Below are 15,397 nucleotides of genomic sequence, written 5' to 3'. Positions count from 1 at the left end.
CCCCACTTTGAAACCCTTTGTAGCAGTTATGGCCTAGGGCTGAGGCACGGAAGCGCGCCCGACGCATACTTGCGCGGCCGGAGTGCCCGACTGTAGTTGCGTAGCGCCAAACGTGGCCGCCGAGCTGAAATCTCCGCCAACGAATACCTCGCCGCCCGGGGCCAGGGCCAGGGCCTGCGTTTCATCGGCAGCAGCCCCGCCACCAGCCGTAAGGCCCAGCCAGGAGCCTTGGCGGTCCAGATACCCCACAAACACGTCCTGCTTGCCACGGCTGATGAGCTGAAAGGCCCCGCCGTGAATGGTGCGACTAAACGTGCCAGCCACGTAGAGCTTGCCCATTTTGTCGAGGGCAATGCCAACAATGTTCTCCAGGTAGTCGCTGGCCAGCACGGCCACCCACTGCCACTGGCCCGCGTCGTTGAGCCGGGCTACAAAGCCGTCGTCGCTGGAGCTGCTGGTCAGCTGGGTCGCGCCAAACTGCGCATTTCCCCAGAATGCCCCCGTGACGAACACCCCACCGGCGGGGTCCACGGTAATGCCTTTGCCGTAGGCCGTGTAAGTGCTGGTGGCCGCTGAGGCCCACTGCCACTGCCCCCCGCTGCTGAGCTTGCCCACGAAGGCATCGTCCATGCCCCGCCCGGTAAGGACGGAGGCCCCGAATTGGGCGCCGTTGCTGAAGTAGCCGGTCGCGTAGATGTCGCCGGCCGCGTTTGTGGCCAGGGCGCTGGTTTCGTCGTTTTCAGGGCTCCCGGCCCCGATGGCCCACTGCCATGCGCCGGTTGGTGTGAGCCGGGCTATAAAGGCATCTTCCCCGCCATGGCTCACGAGCTGGCTGAGGCCGAAAGCGGCCGTTTCGGCAAATTGTCCACCCACCACTACCTCTCCGGTGGCAGTGGCGGCCAGGGCACAGGCCCGGTCCAGGCCGCTGCCACCCGCCGCCGTGGCCCACAGCCAGGTGCCTTGCGGGCTAATCTGGGCTACAAACGCATCCATACTACCGTGGCTTGTGAGTGCCACCGCCCCAAAGTGTACCTGGTCGCTAAAACTTCCGCTGATGAAGATGCGGCCGGCGGCATCAATGACCACGCCCGAAGCATTGTCGCTGTCGGCACCGCCTACTGCAACGGCCCAGTCCCAGGTACCGGCTGCGGAGAGCCTGGCCACAAAAACATCGCTCCGCCCGTGGCTAACCAGCGTGGTGTTGCCAAACCGGATGGTTTCCGTGAAAAATCCTACTTGATAAGAATGGTCTTCTGCGTCCACCGCCAGGCTTTTGAGCTGGCCAATGCCACTGCCCGTCGACTGAGCCGCCCACTGCCACTTAGGGCTTTGGGCTTGGCTGGGCCGCGCTACCAGCAGTGAGGATAGCAGCATGGCCAACACAGCTCCCTTTAACAAGTTAAAATCCAATGCCTTGGCCGGCTTGATGCCTGTTGCGTCGCGCTGCCGGTTATTACTACGGGGAGTAGGAGAAGTAAAATATGGGTTCATGAGTAACGGGAATGTATGGGGACAAAATTATTTGTTCCTCATCCCGTTATCCCGTCAAAGTTCTACCCGAAATGCGGTAGTCTCCTATCCCATCGCTATGCTCCGCCCTGGTTGATGGGCGCGATGAATTTACGCGCAGCAGTTGGGGCCGTTCTGTTCCTTTCCAGAATTGCCGCCCGGATTCCGTCTTCGTCGAGCGGCTTGTGGATGAGACCATGTACCAGCGCGTGGCTTTGGGCCTTCTCCGTATCCACCAAGGCCAGCGAGGAGGTGAGCAGGTAAATCCGGCACCAATCTTTCAGGGCAGCGGCGTGGGGAGCCAGCACGTCCAGAAATCCCCAACCGTCCATCACGGGCATGTTCAAGTCGAGGAAAATAAACTTGGGCGGGTCGGAAACGAGCCGGGGCAGCAAATAGGCCAGGGCTTCTTCGGCTCCGACAAAAGGGATAATTGGGGCCATGAAGCCTTCCAGGCGCAGCGTTTGCTCGGCCACGAATAGGCTAACGGCGTCGTCGTCGATGAGGTAGGTGAGCATGCGGCCAGAATTAACGCTTGTCTAAGTGGATGGTGAAGCGAGTGCCAAAATTCACCTCGCTGGCAACCTCAATCTTGCCGCCCATGGCTTCGACGTGGGTCTTGACCAGAAACAGGCCAATGCCCCGGCCACGCTGGTTGGTGTGGAAGCGCTTGTAGAGCTGAAAGACGTCGGAGCCCGCCTTGAACATGTCGAATCCGGAGCCGTTGTCGGTAAAGGTGATGGTGGGGCCGCCGTGCGTCCCGGTATGGCACTGGATGTCAACCTGCAAGGGGCGTTCCCCGGAACGGTACTTGATGGAATTGGACAGCAGGTTGTAGAAAATGCTGTAGAGATAGGCGCGGCTGCCCCGCGTCATAAGGTGGTCTTCGACGTTGAGTGCCACCCGTCCGCCGCACTGGTGCAAGGCCTCATCCATGTTATTGATGGCTTGCTCGCAGACTTCTTTCAGGGCCAGGGGCTCCAACGGCTGCATGTCCTTTTTGTCGCGGATGGAGAGCACCATGTTCAAATCCTTGAGCACGTTGTCGGCCTGCACCATGCTCTGGCGCAGGTTGGCCAGGGCCGTCGCAAAGACGTCCGTGTTTTTATCCACTTTCGTGAGCACCGTGGCCAGCCCCAGGGCGTTGGCCAGGGGCGCCCGCAGGTTGTGCGAAATCACGTAGGTGAACTGCTGCAAATCGCGGTTGTGGCGGTACAAATCCTGGGTCATCTTGGCCTGGCTGGCTTCTATCTCTTTGCGGAAGTTGATGTTCTGCTGAATGGCGATGAACTGAGTCAAATCGCCCGCGTCGTTGAAAATGGGGGTGATGTCCATCGCAAACCACAGTTTCTGCCCGGACTTCTTGTAATTGAGGACGGTGACCGAAAACGGCTTGGGCAGCGGCAGCCGCTCCTGAAAGCGCCGGATGGCGGCCGGGTCGGTTTCGGGGCCTTGCAGCACGGCGCCCGGCTTCTGTCCCAGCATCTCGGCCAGGGTATACCCCGTGTCCTTCGTGAAGGCGTCGTTCACCCACTCGGTGCGCCCTTGCGCATCGGTGATGATGACGCTGTTGACGGTGCCTTGAGCCACCAGGGCCAGCAATTTCAGCTGCTTGTCGGACTCCACGCGCTTGGTGATGTCGGCAAAGAAGACGGAAACGCCCTCCGCGAACGGGTACACTTTTAATTCGAACCAGCGCTTTTCGCGTTTAGAATAGGTTTCAAATTGCACGGTTTGTCCATTATTCAGGGCTTCCGGGTACTTTTGGCGATAGATGCTGCTGGCTTCTTCGGGAAACAGCTCCCACATATTTTTCCCTAATGCCTCTTCGGACCTAAGGTCCAGCAGCCGCTCGCCTTCGCTGTTGAGGTAGGTCAGGTTCCAGTCCTTGTCCGTCGAAAGAAAGGCATCGGCGATGCTTTCCAGCACCATGTGGAGCCGGGCAGCCTGCTGCTTGATGAGGCGCTGCGCAGCGGCCATTTCGGTGATGTCTTGCACGGTGAAATAAATTCCGACTACCGCGCCCTCGACCACCAGCGGGGTGTAGGCCACCTTCAGGGTTTGCGCCTGGCGTCCGGCAAATTGCACGGAGGTTTCAAACTGAGTTTTCTGTCCGCTGGCGGCCTTGTCACGATTCTTAATGAAGAGTGTGCGCACCTCCTCCGGCAGGAACCCGGCCAGAATCAGGTTGAGTACTTCGTGCCGCGCTTTGTTCAGGTACGCAAGCAGGGCCGGGTTTGCATCCAGAATACGGCCGTCGGGGGCTATGAAAGCAGCCAGCGCGGAATCATTGTCGAACAGCGCCCGAAAGCGTTGCTCGCTGTCGTACTGCGCCAGACTGCTGAGCTTGCGTTCCGTCACGTCGCGCGAAATCGCGGTGTAGGCCCGGATGTCGGGGTTCAGCAACTGGTTGCTAACGGAGGTTTCCATCCAGCGCCACTCGCCGCCGGCCGCGCGGAAGCGAAAATCGGATACGGTGAAAATGGGCTGGTTGCTCTGCTCAGTCCAGCTGGCCTGCACCGCGGCCACATCGTCCGGGTGAATGAAATCGAAAGCGCTACGGCCTAGCAACTCCTCGGGCTGGTAGCCCAATGCCGGCGTGATGGAGCCGCCCACGTAGAGGTAGCAGCATTCCTCGCTGAGCAGGCCCATCATGTCGAAACCGTGCTCCGTCACGGCCCGGTGATACGCGTCTTGCTCACGCGCGTGGCGGGCAGCCTGGCGCTGCTCCGTCACGTCGCGCCCAATGCAGAGCAGCAGCGCATCGGCCGGCGGCCGGAAGGCCGACCATTCCAACACCACTTCTTCCCCGGCCGGGTTGAGGCAGCGGCTTTCGAAACGCACGGGACCGTCCTGCTCCCGCGCCCGCTCGCAGGCAGCCAAGGCCGCGGCGCGGTCTTCGGGGTGCACGATGTCGGCAAAGGCCTGGCCCACCAGCTGGTTGTTTTCCCGGCCCAGCAGGTGCCGGCAAGCCCCGCTCACGTGCTGCAGCTGCCCGTGCGGGTCAACGGCGCAAATGAGGGCCGGTGAATATTCCAAAATATTCGCTAGCAGGCTGAAGTCGGCGGGAATGCCCATGCTATTTCTACTGGAAATCATATAACTATTTAGCTGCCAAATGGCATTAGCGCAGGGCATCGTTCCTTTTGGCCTTGTCAGGCCGCAGGCCGCGTTGGCAGGAACCGATACGAGCTGAAAAATGAAATAGGCCGGCATCTGCCCGAATTGGGCAGCCCGGTGCGGCGGTTGCACCCCGGCCGGCCAGAACTCGGAAGTTACCCGCCTCAGGCCGGATGGTAAGCCCCCGCAGCTGGCAGCAGCCGGCCTGCGGACCAGCCTGCTGAAACACTTCACGCGTTTGGTACCCGATGTTCGTTAGGGAAAAAGCCGGGGGGGGGCAAACTATCGTTTATGAAGTACATTATCGCCGTGCATCGCAAGTATGTAAAGGTAGATTGGTGTTTGGCCCCAGACCAAGCGAAAGTGCTACCCCATTTGAGGGTCATGCCCCGCCCGGTTGTGGTGGAGCCAGGGGCAGCGTACCCCACTTCGCCCGGCCTGCCTCATCCTGCACAGCCCCATGACCCGCATTTAGGGTAGCCAGGCTGGGCCACCTAGGGGGGCGGGGCGGTTACCTTTGCTGCATTAATTTCCGGTGCGTTGAGTTCGACGAAGCTTCGCTACCAGGAAAGGCTTTCTTGGTTAACATACGTGACCAGCCGCTGCTGGGCTGATGCATGGCCGTGCAACGTGCTTATATACAGTTTATTTATGTCGTTTGAGTTATGGTGTCTTTATCGCTGGCAATCGTAGAGGATGACATCGTGGTGAGCCGACTGCTGGAAGCCTATTTTAAAATGCAGCCCGAAATCCGGGGAGTGCTGGTGGCCGATTCCATCGAAGATGCCCTGGAACAGCTGGCCGAGGCCATGCCCCCGCAGGTGATGCTGCTCGACATCGGGCTGCCTGGCATCAGCGGCACCGAGGCGCTACCGCTGCTAAAAGAGAAATACCCCGCGATGGAAATCATCATGCTCACGGCTTATGAAGACGTGGAGCACATTTACCAGGCCCTGAGTTGCGGGGCTACTGGCTACATGGCCAAGCTCACGCCCCTGGCCCAGCTCAAAGAAGCCGTGCTGGAGGTGGCCCGTGGCGGGGCCCCCATGAGCCGCGCCGTGGGCCGCAAGGTGCTCTCCCACTTCCGGCCCACGCCCACCACACACTCCGACTTGCTCACCCCGCGCGAGCGGCAGGTGCTGCAGGGCATTGTGGACGGACTGAGCGACAAGGAAATTTCCCTGCGGCTTGACTTGTCCACCCTCACCGTCCGCACCCACGTCAAGCACGTGTACCGCAAAATGCAGGTCAACAGCCGCACGCAGCTGCTCAGCCAGCACTTGCGGGGCATTATTTAAGTCCTGGGGACACCGTCGCCCCCGAGGGCTTTGCCCGGCCCCAGCACCTTGCGCCCCGGCGCCGCCACCAGCACGTGCTTGCCCGCCCGGGGTGCCCAGGCCCACTGGGAAAACCAGGAGGGCACTGCTTCCGCCACCAGCGGCACGCACAGCCACACCCGAAAGCCGGCGCCATCGGTTCGCGGCCCGGTTACGATTTCGCCACCCAGCTCCCGCGCCCGCTTGGCCATGTTGCGCAGTCCCATGCCGTGGCGGCGGCCCGGTTTTACCGCCGGGCCGTCATCGAGCACCTCGAGCAGCAGGGAATCCTGCCCGCGGCAAAGGCGCACCACCAGGCTGGTGGCACCCGGCGCGTGCCGCATCGCGTTGGTAATGGCTTCTTTGAATATCAGGTACACTTCCTGACGCAGGGGGGGCGGCATGGCCTCGGTTCCCTTCATGCCTTCGGTGGTGAAGGTGATGTCCAGCGGGGTGGTCAGGCGCAGCGGGTCGAGCAACTCGCGCATGCGGTCCTGCAGGGCGTTCACGTTGTCGGCGCTGGCGTCGAGGCCCCAGGCTACGTCGCGCAACGCCGAGGAAGCTGCCTGAATGGAGCCCAGTAACTCGGGCAGCACAGCATTGCCACCGGGCTGCTGGAGCATGGATTCGGCCTGTAAGTGAATGCGCATCAGCTGCGACCCCAGCTCGTCGTGCAGGTTGGCCGCGATGTCGGCGCGGATGGTAATCTGGTCAGCTAAGTTCTGGGCCTGGCACGCGCGCAGCTGGTGCACCAAGTACCCAAGCAGCAGGCATAGCGACCCCAGCACCCCGAGGCCTCCGACTAACAGTTCGTGCCCGATAGTCGAAAAGGAGTTAAGCAGAAACGGGGCAACTGCCCCGCTGCTATTAGCAGGCAAACCAGGTTGCGCCTTGCGCCTTATCCTTGGACTGAGCCGCAAAAGCACCAAACTGCTGATTAATAACATCGTGGCCTTCTGGGGGAGAAAGAATTAACAGTAATAGTGAAGTTATATATGTTTTGTATAATAATTATCAATGCGATTAATCCTTGGTGAAAACAATCTCATGCACAAATAATGTACATAAAATATTCAATATAACCTAAAATGACACTCAGGATTTTAATCAACTTTTTTAAATTCAATGTATTAGTATCACCAATGAGATGCTTAAAAAAGCAACCAGGCAATGTGCTGCTGCCGAACGCCGGCATTCGACCTGTTTGCGGGTGTGGCTGTTCACCAATCCGAAAGAAAGCCAGGGCTTGCCGGCACAGGCCTCGTGGGGGACTACTACTCGGCTGGCTGCCCATTTGCCCCTGAGGTTCTTACGGCCCCACCATTATGTTCTGGCGGCCGGGCAGGGGCTGGCCGCTGGCATCGCGTGCAACCAGGTAGTAAAGACCGGACGTGAGCTGCCTCACGTCGAGTTCCGCTGGTTGCTGGCGGCCGTGCTGGTGGGCTACTTCGCGTCCCAATCCGTCGAACAGCTGCAAGGCCACCTCCTGCCCGGGTCTGGTAATGGCCACGGCCAGGAGGTGGCGGGGAGGCTGCGGAAAGGCCGGCAGTAAGGTTGCGAGCGCTTCGGCGGCCGTGGCGGCACGCGCTGCCGCTACAGGCGAATAGGTGGCCGCCCCACCCCGGTCAAGTTGCCGAAGGCGGCAGTACACAAGGGTGGCCAGGGCCGGGGCATCGCGGAAAGCGTAGCTCGCGGAGGCGGTTCCAGTACCCGTGCTCGCCACAAAACCCAGAATAACAAAGGCGGCCCCAGGACCCGCCTGCCCCTGCACCTCAAAGCCCAGGCTTTGCAGTTCCGAAGCAGTGTGCCAGGCCAGCAGCACGCCCTGGCCCACCCGCTTGCCCGTGAAATCAGTCAGTACTACTGGCAAAAGCGTCTGGCTGGTCGTGAATGCCTGGAAGCTGCCGGCGGCCGCCAGCATTACTTGAAACTGCCGGACACCCGCATTATAGGCATAGCCGGACACGGCGTCCCCGGTGACGGCAGTAGGGGCGCTGCTGAGGGCCTGATTAATTACGTGGTGGCGCGGCTGGCGTCGCCATCGCAGCTGGTGGGCCCGGTGCGCTGCCAGCTGAGGGTGGCCCGCTGCGCGGATTGCAACACGGGGGTAGTGCCTACCGACAGCATCCTAGCTGCATGAAAAGCTGGGCAAAAGTGCCCGAGGCTGTGGCGGAATACAACTTCAGGAGGCCGTCGGCGCTCATGGCCCGGGGCAGTCGGCCACTGCCGTCGGTGCTGAGCACCGAGTCCGTCTGGGCGAAGGCAACATCAATAAAGCCGGCCGAGGTGACGGCCAGGGCCGCCGTGGTGGCCTAGCTGGTGGCCACCTGCAGGCTAGCCGTCGTGTAGGGATACAGCGCGGCCAGAAACTGGGTTTGCATGGCGCTGGCTTGCTGCACCAGCAGCGTGGTATGGTCTTCGGCAGCGTTGCAGGTGACTTCGTGGCTGTTGACGACGGCGGCGGTGTATTTAGCAGTGCCGCCCGTAGCGGTGACGTGGGCCAGCAGGCAAGCCCCGTTTTTCTGCCAACTGGCTTCATGGTTGGCCAGGTCAGCGGTGCAGAGGCAGGCAGCGGCGGTGCCGCCCTGCTGGCCGTCGCCGTGCAGCTGCCAAGTGTAGGTGTGGGCCGCAGCGGCCTGCATAGCGTCTGCCAGCAGGAAGTATTCGTTGCGGACGAACAGGGGTTTGCGGGTAATGGCAGCTCCCATATAGGCCGTGGTTACCTCGCCATAGGCGAGCTGCGGCGTCTGGAAAGCGTGCTGCACGGCCGACTGGGCCGGGCTGCCCGCGGCAGGCGTGCCAATGGCGGGACGGGCGCCGCGGGCAGCACTAGGTTGTGGTTGGTGGCCTGGCCCACCTTGGCCCGGCGGGCATAGCATAGGTGGCCGGGGGCCAGGGCCAGGAGCTGGCCGTGAGCGTGCAGGGTAAAGCTGCTGGCGTCGCCCCGGCTGTGGCCGCCAGCGTTGGTCTGGACCAAGCCGCCGCGGTCGTATACGTGCAGGTAGGTGGCCAGCGAATCATTGCCGGAGCGAAACACCAAGTTGCCGCTGGCCGGCAGTACTGTCAGCGCTGGCTGGGCGGGGACGGCGGCCAGCCAGGCAGCGCGCATGTCTACCGTGACGTCGCGCAGCTGCCCGTGAGCTAGGCCAGGCCCGTGCCCGTGAGCTTGCTGAAGCACATGGGCTGCACGTACCGCGCCTGGCCAGTGAGGGCCAGCTCGGGCATGCCCATGTCCACATAGGAGTCTTCCAGGGCTGGAAAGCGGCCGTCCGGCATTCGGATGACGGTGAGCCATTCGTAGAGCCGGCCGTACTTGGGGTCAAAATACGGGTTGCGAATACTGCGCGTAACGGCCCCGAACGTATAGCGCAGGCGGCCGTCGGGCAGGAAATTGCCCACGGCCCGAAACAACGGCCGGCAATTCAATAACGCATATTTGAGGTAGTACGGCCCCTCGGAGTAGCCCGCCATCCAGTTCGAATCGGACCGGCGCTGGGCATCGCGCCCCAGCACGTTGTCGATGTGATAGAGGCCCGTGCCAGCCCAGGTGGCGGGCTGCTGGGTAGCGTCGGCGCTGGTGGCCTCGTTCAGCACCACGGCGGCCCGGCCAAGGGCGGCAGCCGTCATCAGGGTGTTGTTGTTATTAGAGGTGGCGTAGAAGCTGAACGGACCCAGTGGCGTAATGGACTGCTGGTAGAGGTGCCCGGCAAACTCCTGCAGACGGGCCGCGCCGGCCACCAGGCCCGTGGGCGTTTCGCCGGCGCTGCGCCGCAGGTCATAGGCCACGAGGTGTCAACCTGTTCTTTGGAGCGCCACTCCCACTCGGTGTAGGGCGTGGTGCCCGAATACGTGGCAAAGACTTCCACATCGGTGTTGATGCTTTCGGGCAGCCCACGGGCGCCGGCTACCCAGGTGCCGCGCCGGACAGTGCCACAAGGCCGCTGCCGCTAGGCTGCTGGTCTAGCATTGCTACAAAAGCAGCGGTTTTGGCATACGTGGCCCGCGGCCGCCGGCCGAGGTGTTATCAGTGGGCGGCGGGGCCTGCACCTCGTTCCACCGTCCCTGGTAGATGCTGTACCGGTCAGGGGCGCTCAGCGAAGCCAGCACGCCCGGCAGGGCCGCGGCCTTGAGCAGCGTGCGGGGGGGAGGCCAAGGCGGCACCGGAGGGGTTCCTGCTGCCAGCCTGCGCCAGCAGGCACAGCGGCGCGCACACCAGTGCCGGTAGCAGGGCTAGGCATTTTTTCACCGGGATAAAAAGAATGTTGTGAAGGCGAAGAAACCGGACAGGCAGGTCCGTTGGGCCGCCGGGCTTGGCCTAGCCCGGCAAGGTTTCGTACTGTTCCAAGTCCAGCGTCATCTGTTCCATGGTTCGCCGCAGCAGGGCGTCGATGACTTCCACGATGGGCTGGATACCCTGGCGGTCGAAGGTGCCTTCCCAGGCCTCGAGTTGGGTCACGAACTGCAGCACCTGGTAGATATGCAGGTGCGCCAGACTGGGCCGAATTTTGTGCGTGGCCTCTTTCAGCGCTTCCAGGCTGCCCTCGTGGAAGCCCTGGTGCAGGGTAACCAGCCAGCTTTCGCCGCTTTGCAGGAAAGTGCGCAGCATGAAGGCCACAAACACGGGGTCGTTGTTGGAGGCTTCTTTCAGGGTGTCGGTCCGGTAAAGCTTGTCGCCGCCGAGCTTGCTGTGCCGGGAAGCGACCAGCCACTCGTGCACGATTTTGAGCAGGTCGTTTTCCTTGTAGGGTTTAGACAGGTAGTCGTTCATGCCCGCATCCAGGCATTTCTGGTTGTCGCCGCGCAGGGCGTTGGCCGTGAGGGCGATGATGGGCAAGTGCAGCTTGAGGTCGTTGCGGATGATGGCGGTGGCTTCATACCCGCCCATCACGGGCATGCGCAGGTCCATCAGTATCAGGTCGAACTCCTGCGTGCGGGCCAGTTCCACGGCGGCGGCCCCGTTTTCGGCCTCCGTCACCACGATGTGGGCGAGGCGCAGGAGCGACTTGGCCAGCATCCGGTTGTAGGCATTGTCCTCCACCAGCAGCACGCGCTTGCCGCGCAGGCCTTCCCGGATGAGCTCTGAGTTAACGGTCAGCTCGTTGCGGAGCAGGTCGCTGTCGGTGCCGATGGGCAGCATTAGCGAAAAGCAGCTGTGCGTGCCCCGGTGTTTCTCGCTGGTCACCTGCAGGTTACCGCCCATCAGGCACACCAGGTTCATCGAAATGCTCAGGCCCAGGCCCGTGCCGCCATGCTGGCGGGAAATGGAGGAATTTTCCTGGCTGAAGGTCTGGAACAGGTTCTTAACGTAAGCCGCCTCGATGCCGATGCCGGTGTCGCGCACTGTAAACTCGACTACGGCATCGGTGCCGACAATGCCCGCAAGGGCGCACCCGATGTGGACTTCGCCTTTTTCGGTGAATTTGATGGAGTTGCCGGCCAGGTTCAGCAGCACCTGTACCAGGCGGTGGGGGTCGCCGAACAGCACCTGCGGGGTGTTCGGGTCCACCTCTACCACCAGGCTCAGGCCTTTGTCCTCGGCCTTGTAATGCAGGGTTTTCTCCACCTGTTCACACACCTTGTGCAGGTTGAAGCCGATTTTCTCAATCATCATCTTACCCGCGTCAATCTTCGACAGGTCGAGAATGTCGTTGATGATGACCAGCAGGTTTTCGGCCGACGTTGAGATGGCGTGCAGGTATTTGTCCTGCTGAGGCGAGAGCGCCGTGTGGCTCAGCAGTTGGCTCATGCCCAGGATGGCGTTCATGGGCGTGCGGATTTCGTGGCTCATGTTGGCCAGAAACAGGTCCTTGGCCCGCGACGACTCTTCGGCAAGTTTCTTGGCATCGCGCAGCTTGGCTTCCAGCTGCTTCTGGTGCGTGATGTCGAGGTGCACTCCAATCGAGCCGATGAACTGCTGCTCGTCGCCGTAGACGGGGGTGCCGCTGATGAGCAGCCACCGCTGCTCGCCCTGCTTGTTTTTGATGGGCAGCTCGTAGGTATCGGAAATGCCCCGGGCCCGCGACTGGGTCTTTTGCTCCAGCAGCTGGCGGTAGCTTTCGCTCACCTGCAGGTGGTCGAGGCCGTGGTGCAGCAGCTCGGCCTGGGTGTAGCCCGTGAGCTGGCAGTAGCTGTCGTTCACGAAGGTTACCTGACCCGCCAGGTCCACTTCGAGCAGGCCCAGGCCGAGGTTTTCCAGAATGCCCCGGTACTTGCGCTCACGGCGCTTCAGGGCTTCGCTTTCGGTCAGGCGCTGGGTAATGTCTTTGTACTTCCAGAGAAAGCCTGCGCGAAGGCTGCGCACCTGAATGGGGGTAAAGTCGCGGAGCAGGGTGCGGCCGTCGCGTAATACCAGCGGCTCGCCGCTGATGGCGTCCATCGACTCCTGCATGGCCCCGATGCGCAAGGCGAAGGTGGCCTCCTCGTTGAAATAGCCCTTCATCCGTTCCACCAACTGGCCCGTGCTGGTGCCCACCAGCGCCGCCGGAGCCTCTGCCAGGCCAAAAAGCCGGCAAAAGGCGGCGTTCGCCAGAATAACGCACTGGTGCTCATCCTCCAGCAGCACAGCATGCTGCAGGCTGGCAATGGTACTGGCCAGGCGCAGGCCAGCGGTTTCGGCCGCCAGGTTGGCTTTGGTGATGGCCGTGATGTCGGTGTGGGTGCCGGTTATCAGCAGGGGGGCGCCCTGGTCGTCGTGCAGCGTCACCATACCCCGTGACAGTACCCATTCATTGGTGCCGTCGAGGCCAGTGAGCCGGTACGTTGCCTCAAAAAAGAGGCATTCGCCGCGCAGGTACGCAGCCATGCTCCGGCCGGTGGTGGCGCGCTCTTCGGGGTCGAGGTGCGCGTAAAAGGGAATCCGGCCCACTTCACTTTCCATCAGTTTGCCGTAGTAGCCCAACAGCTGCTGGTACTTCGGGCTCAGGCGCAGCTGCCCTGTTTGCAGGTTGTACTCCCAGGTGTCGTTGCCCAGGGTTTCCATTACGCCGCGCCAGCGCTGCTCGCGCAGCAGGCTGTGCCGCAGGTCCAGGGTCTGCGGGCCGTCGCCGGCCAGCAACACCCCAGGCATGAACGCGGGCCCGGGCGCGGCATCAGCGGCAGGGCAGGGCTTGCCGCCGGCCGTGGTGCGCCCGTAAGGCTGGGGCTTCGCTTCGATGTTAATGAGGTGATGGATAGGTTTCATTACACTTTGCCGTACTGTACAAGTTTATAAATCGTCGAGCGCCCGATGCCGAGCTTCTGGGCTATCAGGGGCACATTGTTGCTGTATTTGTCGAGGTGGTAGCGGATGATGGTGCGGGTGTATTCGCGCAGCGTTTTCTCCTCCGACAAAAAGTCCTTGCCCTTGGCCGGGGGGGGGGAACATGAGGTCGGCGGGCCGGATTTCGTGGCCGTTGCTGAGCACAGCCGCCAGCTCCAGCACTGTTTTCAGCTCACGCACGTTGCCGGGGTAGTCGTAGCCCACCAGCTTGGCCTGCGCCGCCGCCGAGAGCAGCAGCGGCGGCTTCTGGTACTCCTGGCAAAAGGCGGCCAGGAAATGCTGGGCCAGCACCACGATGTCGGGGCCGCGCTCGCGCAAAGGAGGCAGCACGATGGGCAGGCCCATGATGCGGAAGTACAGGTCTTCCCGAAACGTGCCCTTGCTCACCTCCTCGGCCAGGTTCTTGTGCGTGGCCGTTACCAGGCGCACGTTCAGCTTAATCTTGTCACTGCCGCCCACGCGCTGCATTTCGCGCTCCTGCAGCACGCGTTGTAGCTTGGACTGAATGACCGGGTTCAGCTCGTCAATCTCGTCGAGAAACAGCGTGCCGTGGTTGGCCTCTTCGACCTTGCCGATTTTGCGCCCAATGGCCCCCGTAAAGGCACCTTCTTCGTGGCCAAACAGCTCGCTTTCCACCAGCTCGCTGGGAATGGCGGCCATGTTCACGGCCACAAATGGCCCCTTTCGCCGCTCCGAGTGCTGGTGTATGCCTTTGGCCACCAGCTTCTTGCCGGTGCCGCTTTCGCCGGTGATGGACACGTTGACCGGGGTTTGGGCGGCCTGGGCCATTATGTCGAAGGTGCGCTGAATGGCCGGGCTGTTGCCCTTCAACAGTGCGCTGAAGCCGTGCGGGTCGGCGAGGGCCAGCCCCGTTGGGGCGGCCGGCTGGTCCAGCGCGGCGTTTTCACGCACCACCCGCACGGCGTTCCGCAACGACTGCCAGGTGTGCTCGTCTTTCACGAAATAGTCGATGGCCCCCAGCTTGAGCAGCTCCACCACGGTGCCGATTTTGCTTTGGGCGCTGATGACGATGACCGGCAGGCCGGGGTAGAGATGCGTGATTTTTTTGAGCAGCTGGTCGCCGTCGATGTCGGGCAGCAAAAAATCGATGGTCACCAAATCAGGGCGCTCGCGCACACCGCTGAAAAAATCCTTGCCCGAGGCGTATAACGCCACCTCATAGTCAGGGTTCTGGGAAAGATGGTACTGAAGCAGCTGCCCGTACCACAAGTCATCTTCGATAACGGAGATGCGAAATTTTTTAAGGAGTTGCGGCTTCATCGAAGTCAAAGGCCTGTGCCGTCGGGAAATGGCAGGAGTTGATTATATAGAAGGCGCACGCTGCCCTGACCGGGGGCAGGTAATTCCCGGAAAATGCAACGGGTGGGTGCGGACTCTTATACTTGTGCCGCCGCACCAGAATGCCCGGCCGCCCAGGGGCTGGGGCTGGGGAGCACCGCTCGGGCGGCCGGGGCATCGTGCCTTAATCTATCCGCATGCGTTGGTAGACTGCGCCTGAGCTCCCAGGCTTGCCAGCAGGCTGCCTAGTAAGTATAGAAGGCGCCAGGCCTGCTTGATTCGAATCGTAAAGGCATTTGAGTAAGAAATTTGCATAGGAAAAAATTAAATTATTTTCGAGGCCAAAGGAGGAGGTGGATATTTGTTTTCTGTTTGCAAAAGGCAATTTGACATTGGTGCAAGTCCTTACATCAAAGGCTTTGCTTAACGGCACCCTTAGGAATGAAACCCGGTTTCAAAATAGCCATCAATGGAATTATTTCTACATAAACCCGCATAAGACAGGCGTTTATATAGAAATAATTCCATGCTCTTCTTGTATCCATGCCGCGGTATTTTTACTGCATGAAGGGAGGGAATCACGGAACAAAACTATTGTCCGCAGCAAACATCGGATTGAAAAAAATCTACCGTAAATGCGGTAGTGTGTTTTCGGCCGACCACTTCTGGCGAGGCTAGCGGCAGAAGTGGCTGGCCGAAAGCACACTACCGCAAACCCGGCCCTGGGCCCGGCCCGACTAGGTGTATAGTCCCAAGGCGTGATGGGGCATTTTCCGGGCTGGAATTTTGCCCGCACCGACGGGACAAGTGCTCCCCTGGGACAACTACTCCACGGCAGCGCCCGCCCCACGGCGGCAATCGGGCGCGCTAGCCACCACCGCCAGGAAAGCCTGCC

General features: G+C 61.4%; 13 protein-coding genes. 2 read left to right on the top strand and 11 right to left on the bottom strand.

Annotation, left to right across the window (positions count from 1 at the left end; all coding sequences use genetic code 11):
* Positions 1-33: 33 nt before the first annotated feature.
* The 3 genes from J4G38_RS26105 to J4G38_RS26095 all read right to left on the bottom strand — a co-directional run bounded on the left by J4G38_RS26105 (position 34) and on the right by J4G38_RS26095 (position 4,587).
* Complete coding sequence (locus J4G38_RS26105) at positions 34-1,374, bottom strand: NHL repeat-containing protein (protein ID WP_210521789.1); 1,341 nt, start codon at positions 1,372-1,374, stop codon at positions 34-36.
* Between the two features lie 212 nt (positions 1,375-1,586).
* A complete protein-coding gene (locus J4G38_RS26100) occupies positions 1,587-2,027 on the bottom strand; it encodes a response regulator (RefSeq protein ID WP_210521790.1) in 441 nt (146 codons plus the stop codon).
* Between the two features lie 10 nt (positions 2,028-2,037).
* Complete coding sequence (locus J4G38_RS26095; protein ID WP_210521791.1) at positions 2,038-4,587, bottom strand: PAS domain-containing sensor histidine kinase; 2,550 nt, start codon at positions 4,585-4,587, stop codon at positions 2,038-2,040.
* Positions 4,588-5,294: 707 nt separating this feature from the next.
* Between J4G38_RS26095 and J4G38_RS26090 the strand changes: the two genes are divergently transcribed.
* Entirely contained in the window at positions 5,295-5,927 is a 633-nt protein-coding gene (locus tag J4G38_RS26090) for a response regulator (RefSeq protein WP_210521792.1), read from the top strand.
* Here the strand turns inward: J4G38_RS26090 and J4G38_RS26085 are convergent.
* Both J4G38_RS26085 and J4G38_RS26080 read right to left on the bottom strand, forming a co-directional pair.
* A complete protein-coding gene (locus J4G38_RS26085) occupies positions 5,924-6,697 on the bottom strand; it encodes a sensor histidine kinase (protein ID WP_210521793.1) in 774 nt (257 codons plus the stop codon). The genes J4G38_RS26090 and J4G38_RS26085 overlap by 4 nt on opposite strands.
* 557 nt (positions 6,698-7,254) lie before the next feature.
* Positions 7,255-7,911, bottom strand: a complete 657-nt coding sequence (locus J4G38_RS26080) for a T9SS type A sorting domain-containing protein (protein WP_210521794.1) — start codon at positions 7,909-7,911, stop codon at positions 7,255-7,257.
* 170 nt (positions 7,912-8,081) lie between these two features.
* Here J4G38_RS26080 and J4G38_RS26075 point away from each other — a divergent pair, with 170 nt between their 5' ends.
* Positions 8,082-8,261: a hypothetical protein gene (locus J4G38_RS26075; protein ID WP_210521795.1), complete on the top strand. Its 180-nt coding sequence runs from the start codon at positions 8,082-8,084 to the stop codon at positions 8,259-8,261.
* Here the strand turns inward: J4G38_RS26075 and J4G38_RS26070 are convergent.
* From J4G38_RS26070 to J4G38_RS26045, 6 genes are all read right to left on the bottom strand, one after another.
* The gene (locus J4G38_RS26070) at positions 8,258-8,710 is read right to left on the bottom strand and encodes a hypothetical protein (RefSeq protein ID WP_210521796.1); all 453 of its coding nucleotides are present in this window, start codon (positions 8,708-8,710) and stop codon (positions 8,258-8,260) included. The genes J4G38_RS26075 and J4G38_RS26070 overlap by 4 nt on opposite strands.
* Positions 8,665-9,054, bottom strand: a complete 390-nt coding sequence (locus J4G38_RS26065) for a hypothetical protein (RefSeq protein WP_210521797.1) — start codon at positions 9,052-9,054, stop codon at positions 8,665-8,667. Before J4G38_RS26065 ends, J4G38_RS26070 begins: the two co-directional genes overlap by 46 nt.
* Before the next feature lie 32 nt (positions 9,055-9,086).
* A complete protein-coding gene (locus tag J4G38_RS26060; RefSeq protein WP_210521798.1) occupies positions 9,087-9,731 on the bottom strand; it encodes a hypothetical protein in 645 nt (214 codons plus the stop codon).
* Positions 9,732-9,914: 183 nt separating this feature from the next.
* Positions 9,915-10,106, bottom strand: a complete 192-nt coding sequence (locus tag J4G38_RS26055) for a hypothetical protein (protein WP_210521799.1) — start codon at positions 10,104-10,106, stop codon at positions 9,915-9,917.
* Between the two features lie 154 nt (positions 10,107-10,260).
* A complete protein-coding gene (locus J4G38_RS26050; protein ID WP_210521800.1) occupies positions 10,261-13,125 on the bottom strand; it encodes a PAS domain S-box protein in 2,865 nt (954 codons plus the stop codon).
* 24 nt (positions 13,126-13,149) lie between these two features.
* Positions 13,150-14,484 carry a sigma-54-dependent transcriptional regulator gene (locus J4G38_RS26045; protein WP_317198233.1) on the bottom strand — a complete coding sequence of 445 codons (1,335 nt, stop codon included), beginning with the start codon at positions 14,482-14,484 and terminating at the stop codon, positions 13,150-13,152.
* Between the last annotated feature and the right edge of the window lie 913 nt (positions 14,485-15,397).

Origin of the sequence: Hymenobacter terricola, assembly GCF_017921975.2 — a bacterium.
Lineage (GTDB): Bacteria > Bacteroidota > Bacteroidia > Cytophagales > Hymenobacteraceae > Hymenobacter > Hymenobacter terricola.
This window is presented reverse-complemented; position numbering and strand designations above follow the sequence as displayed.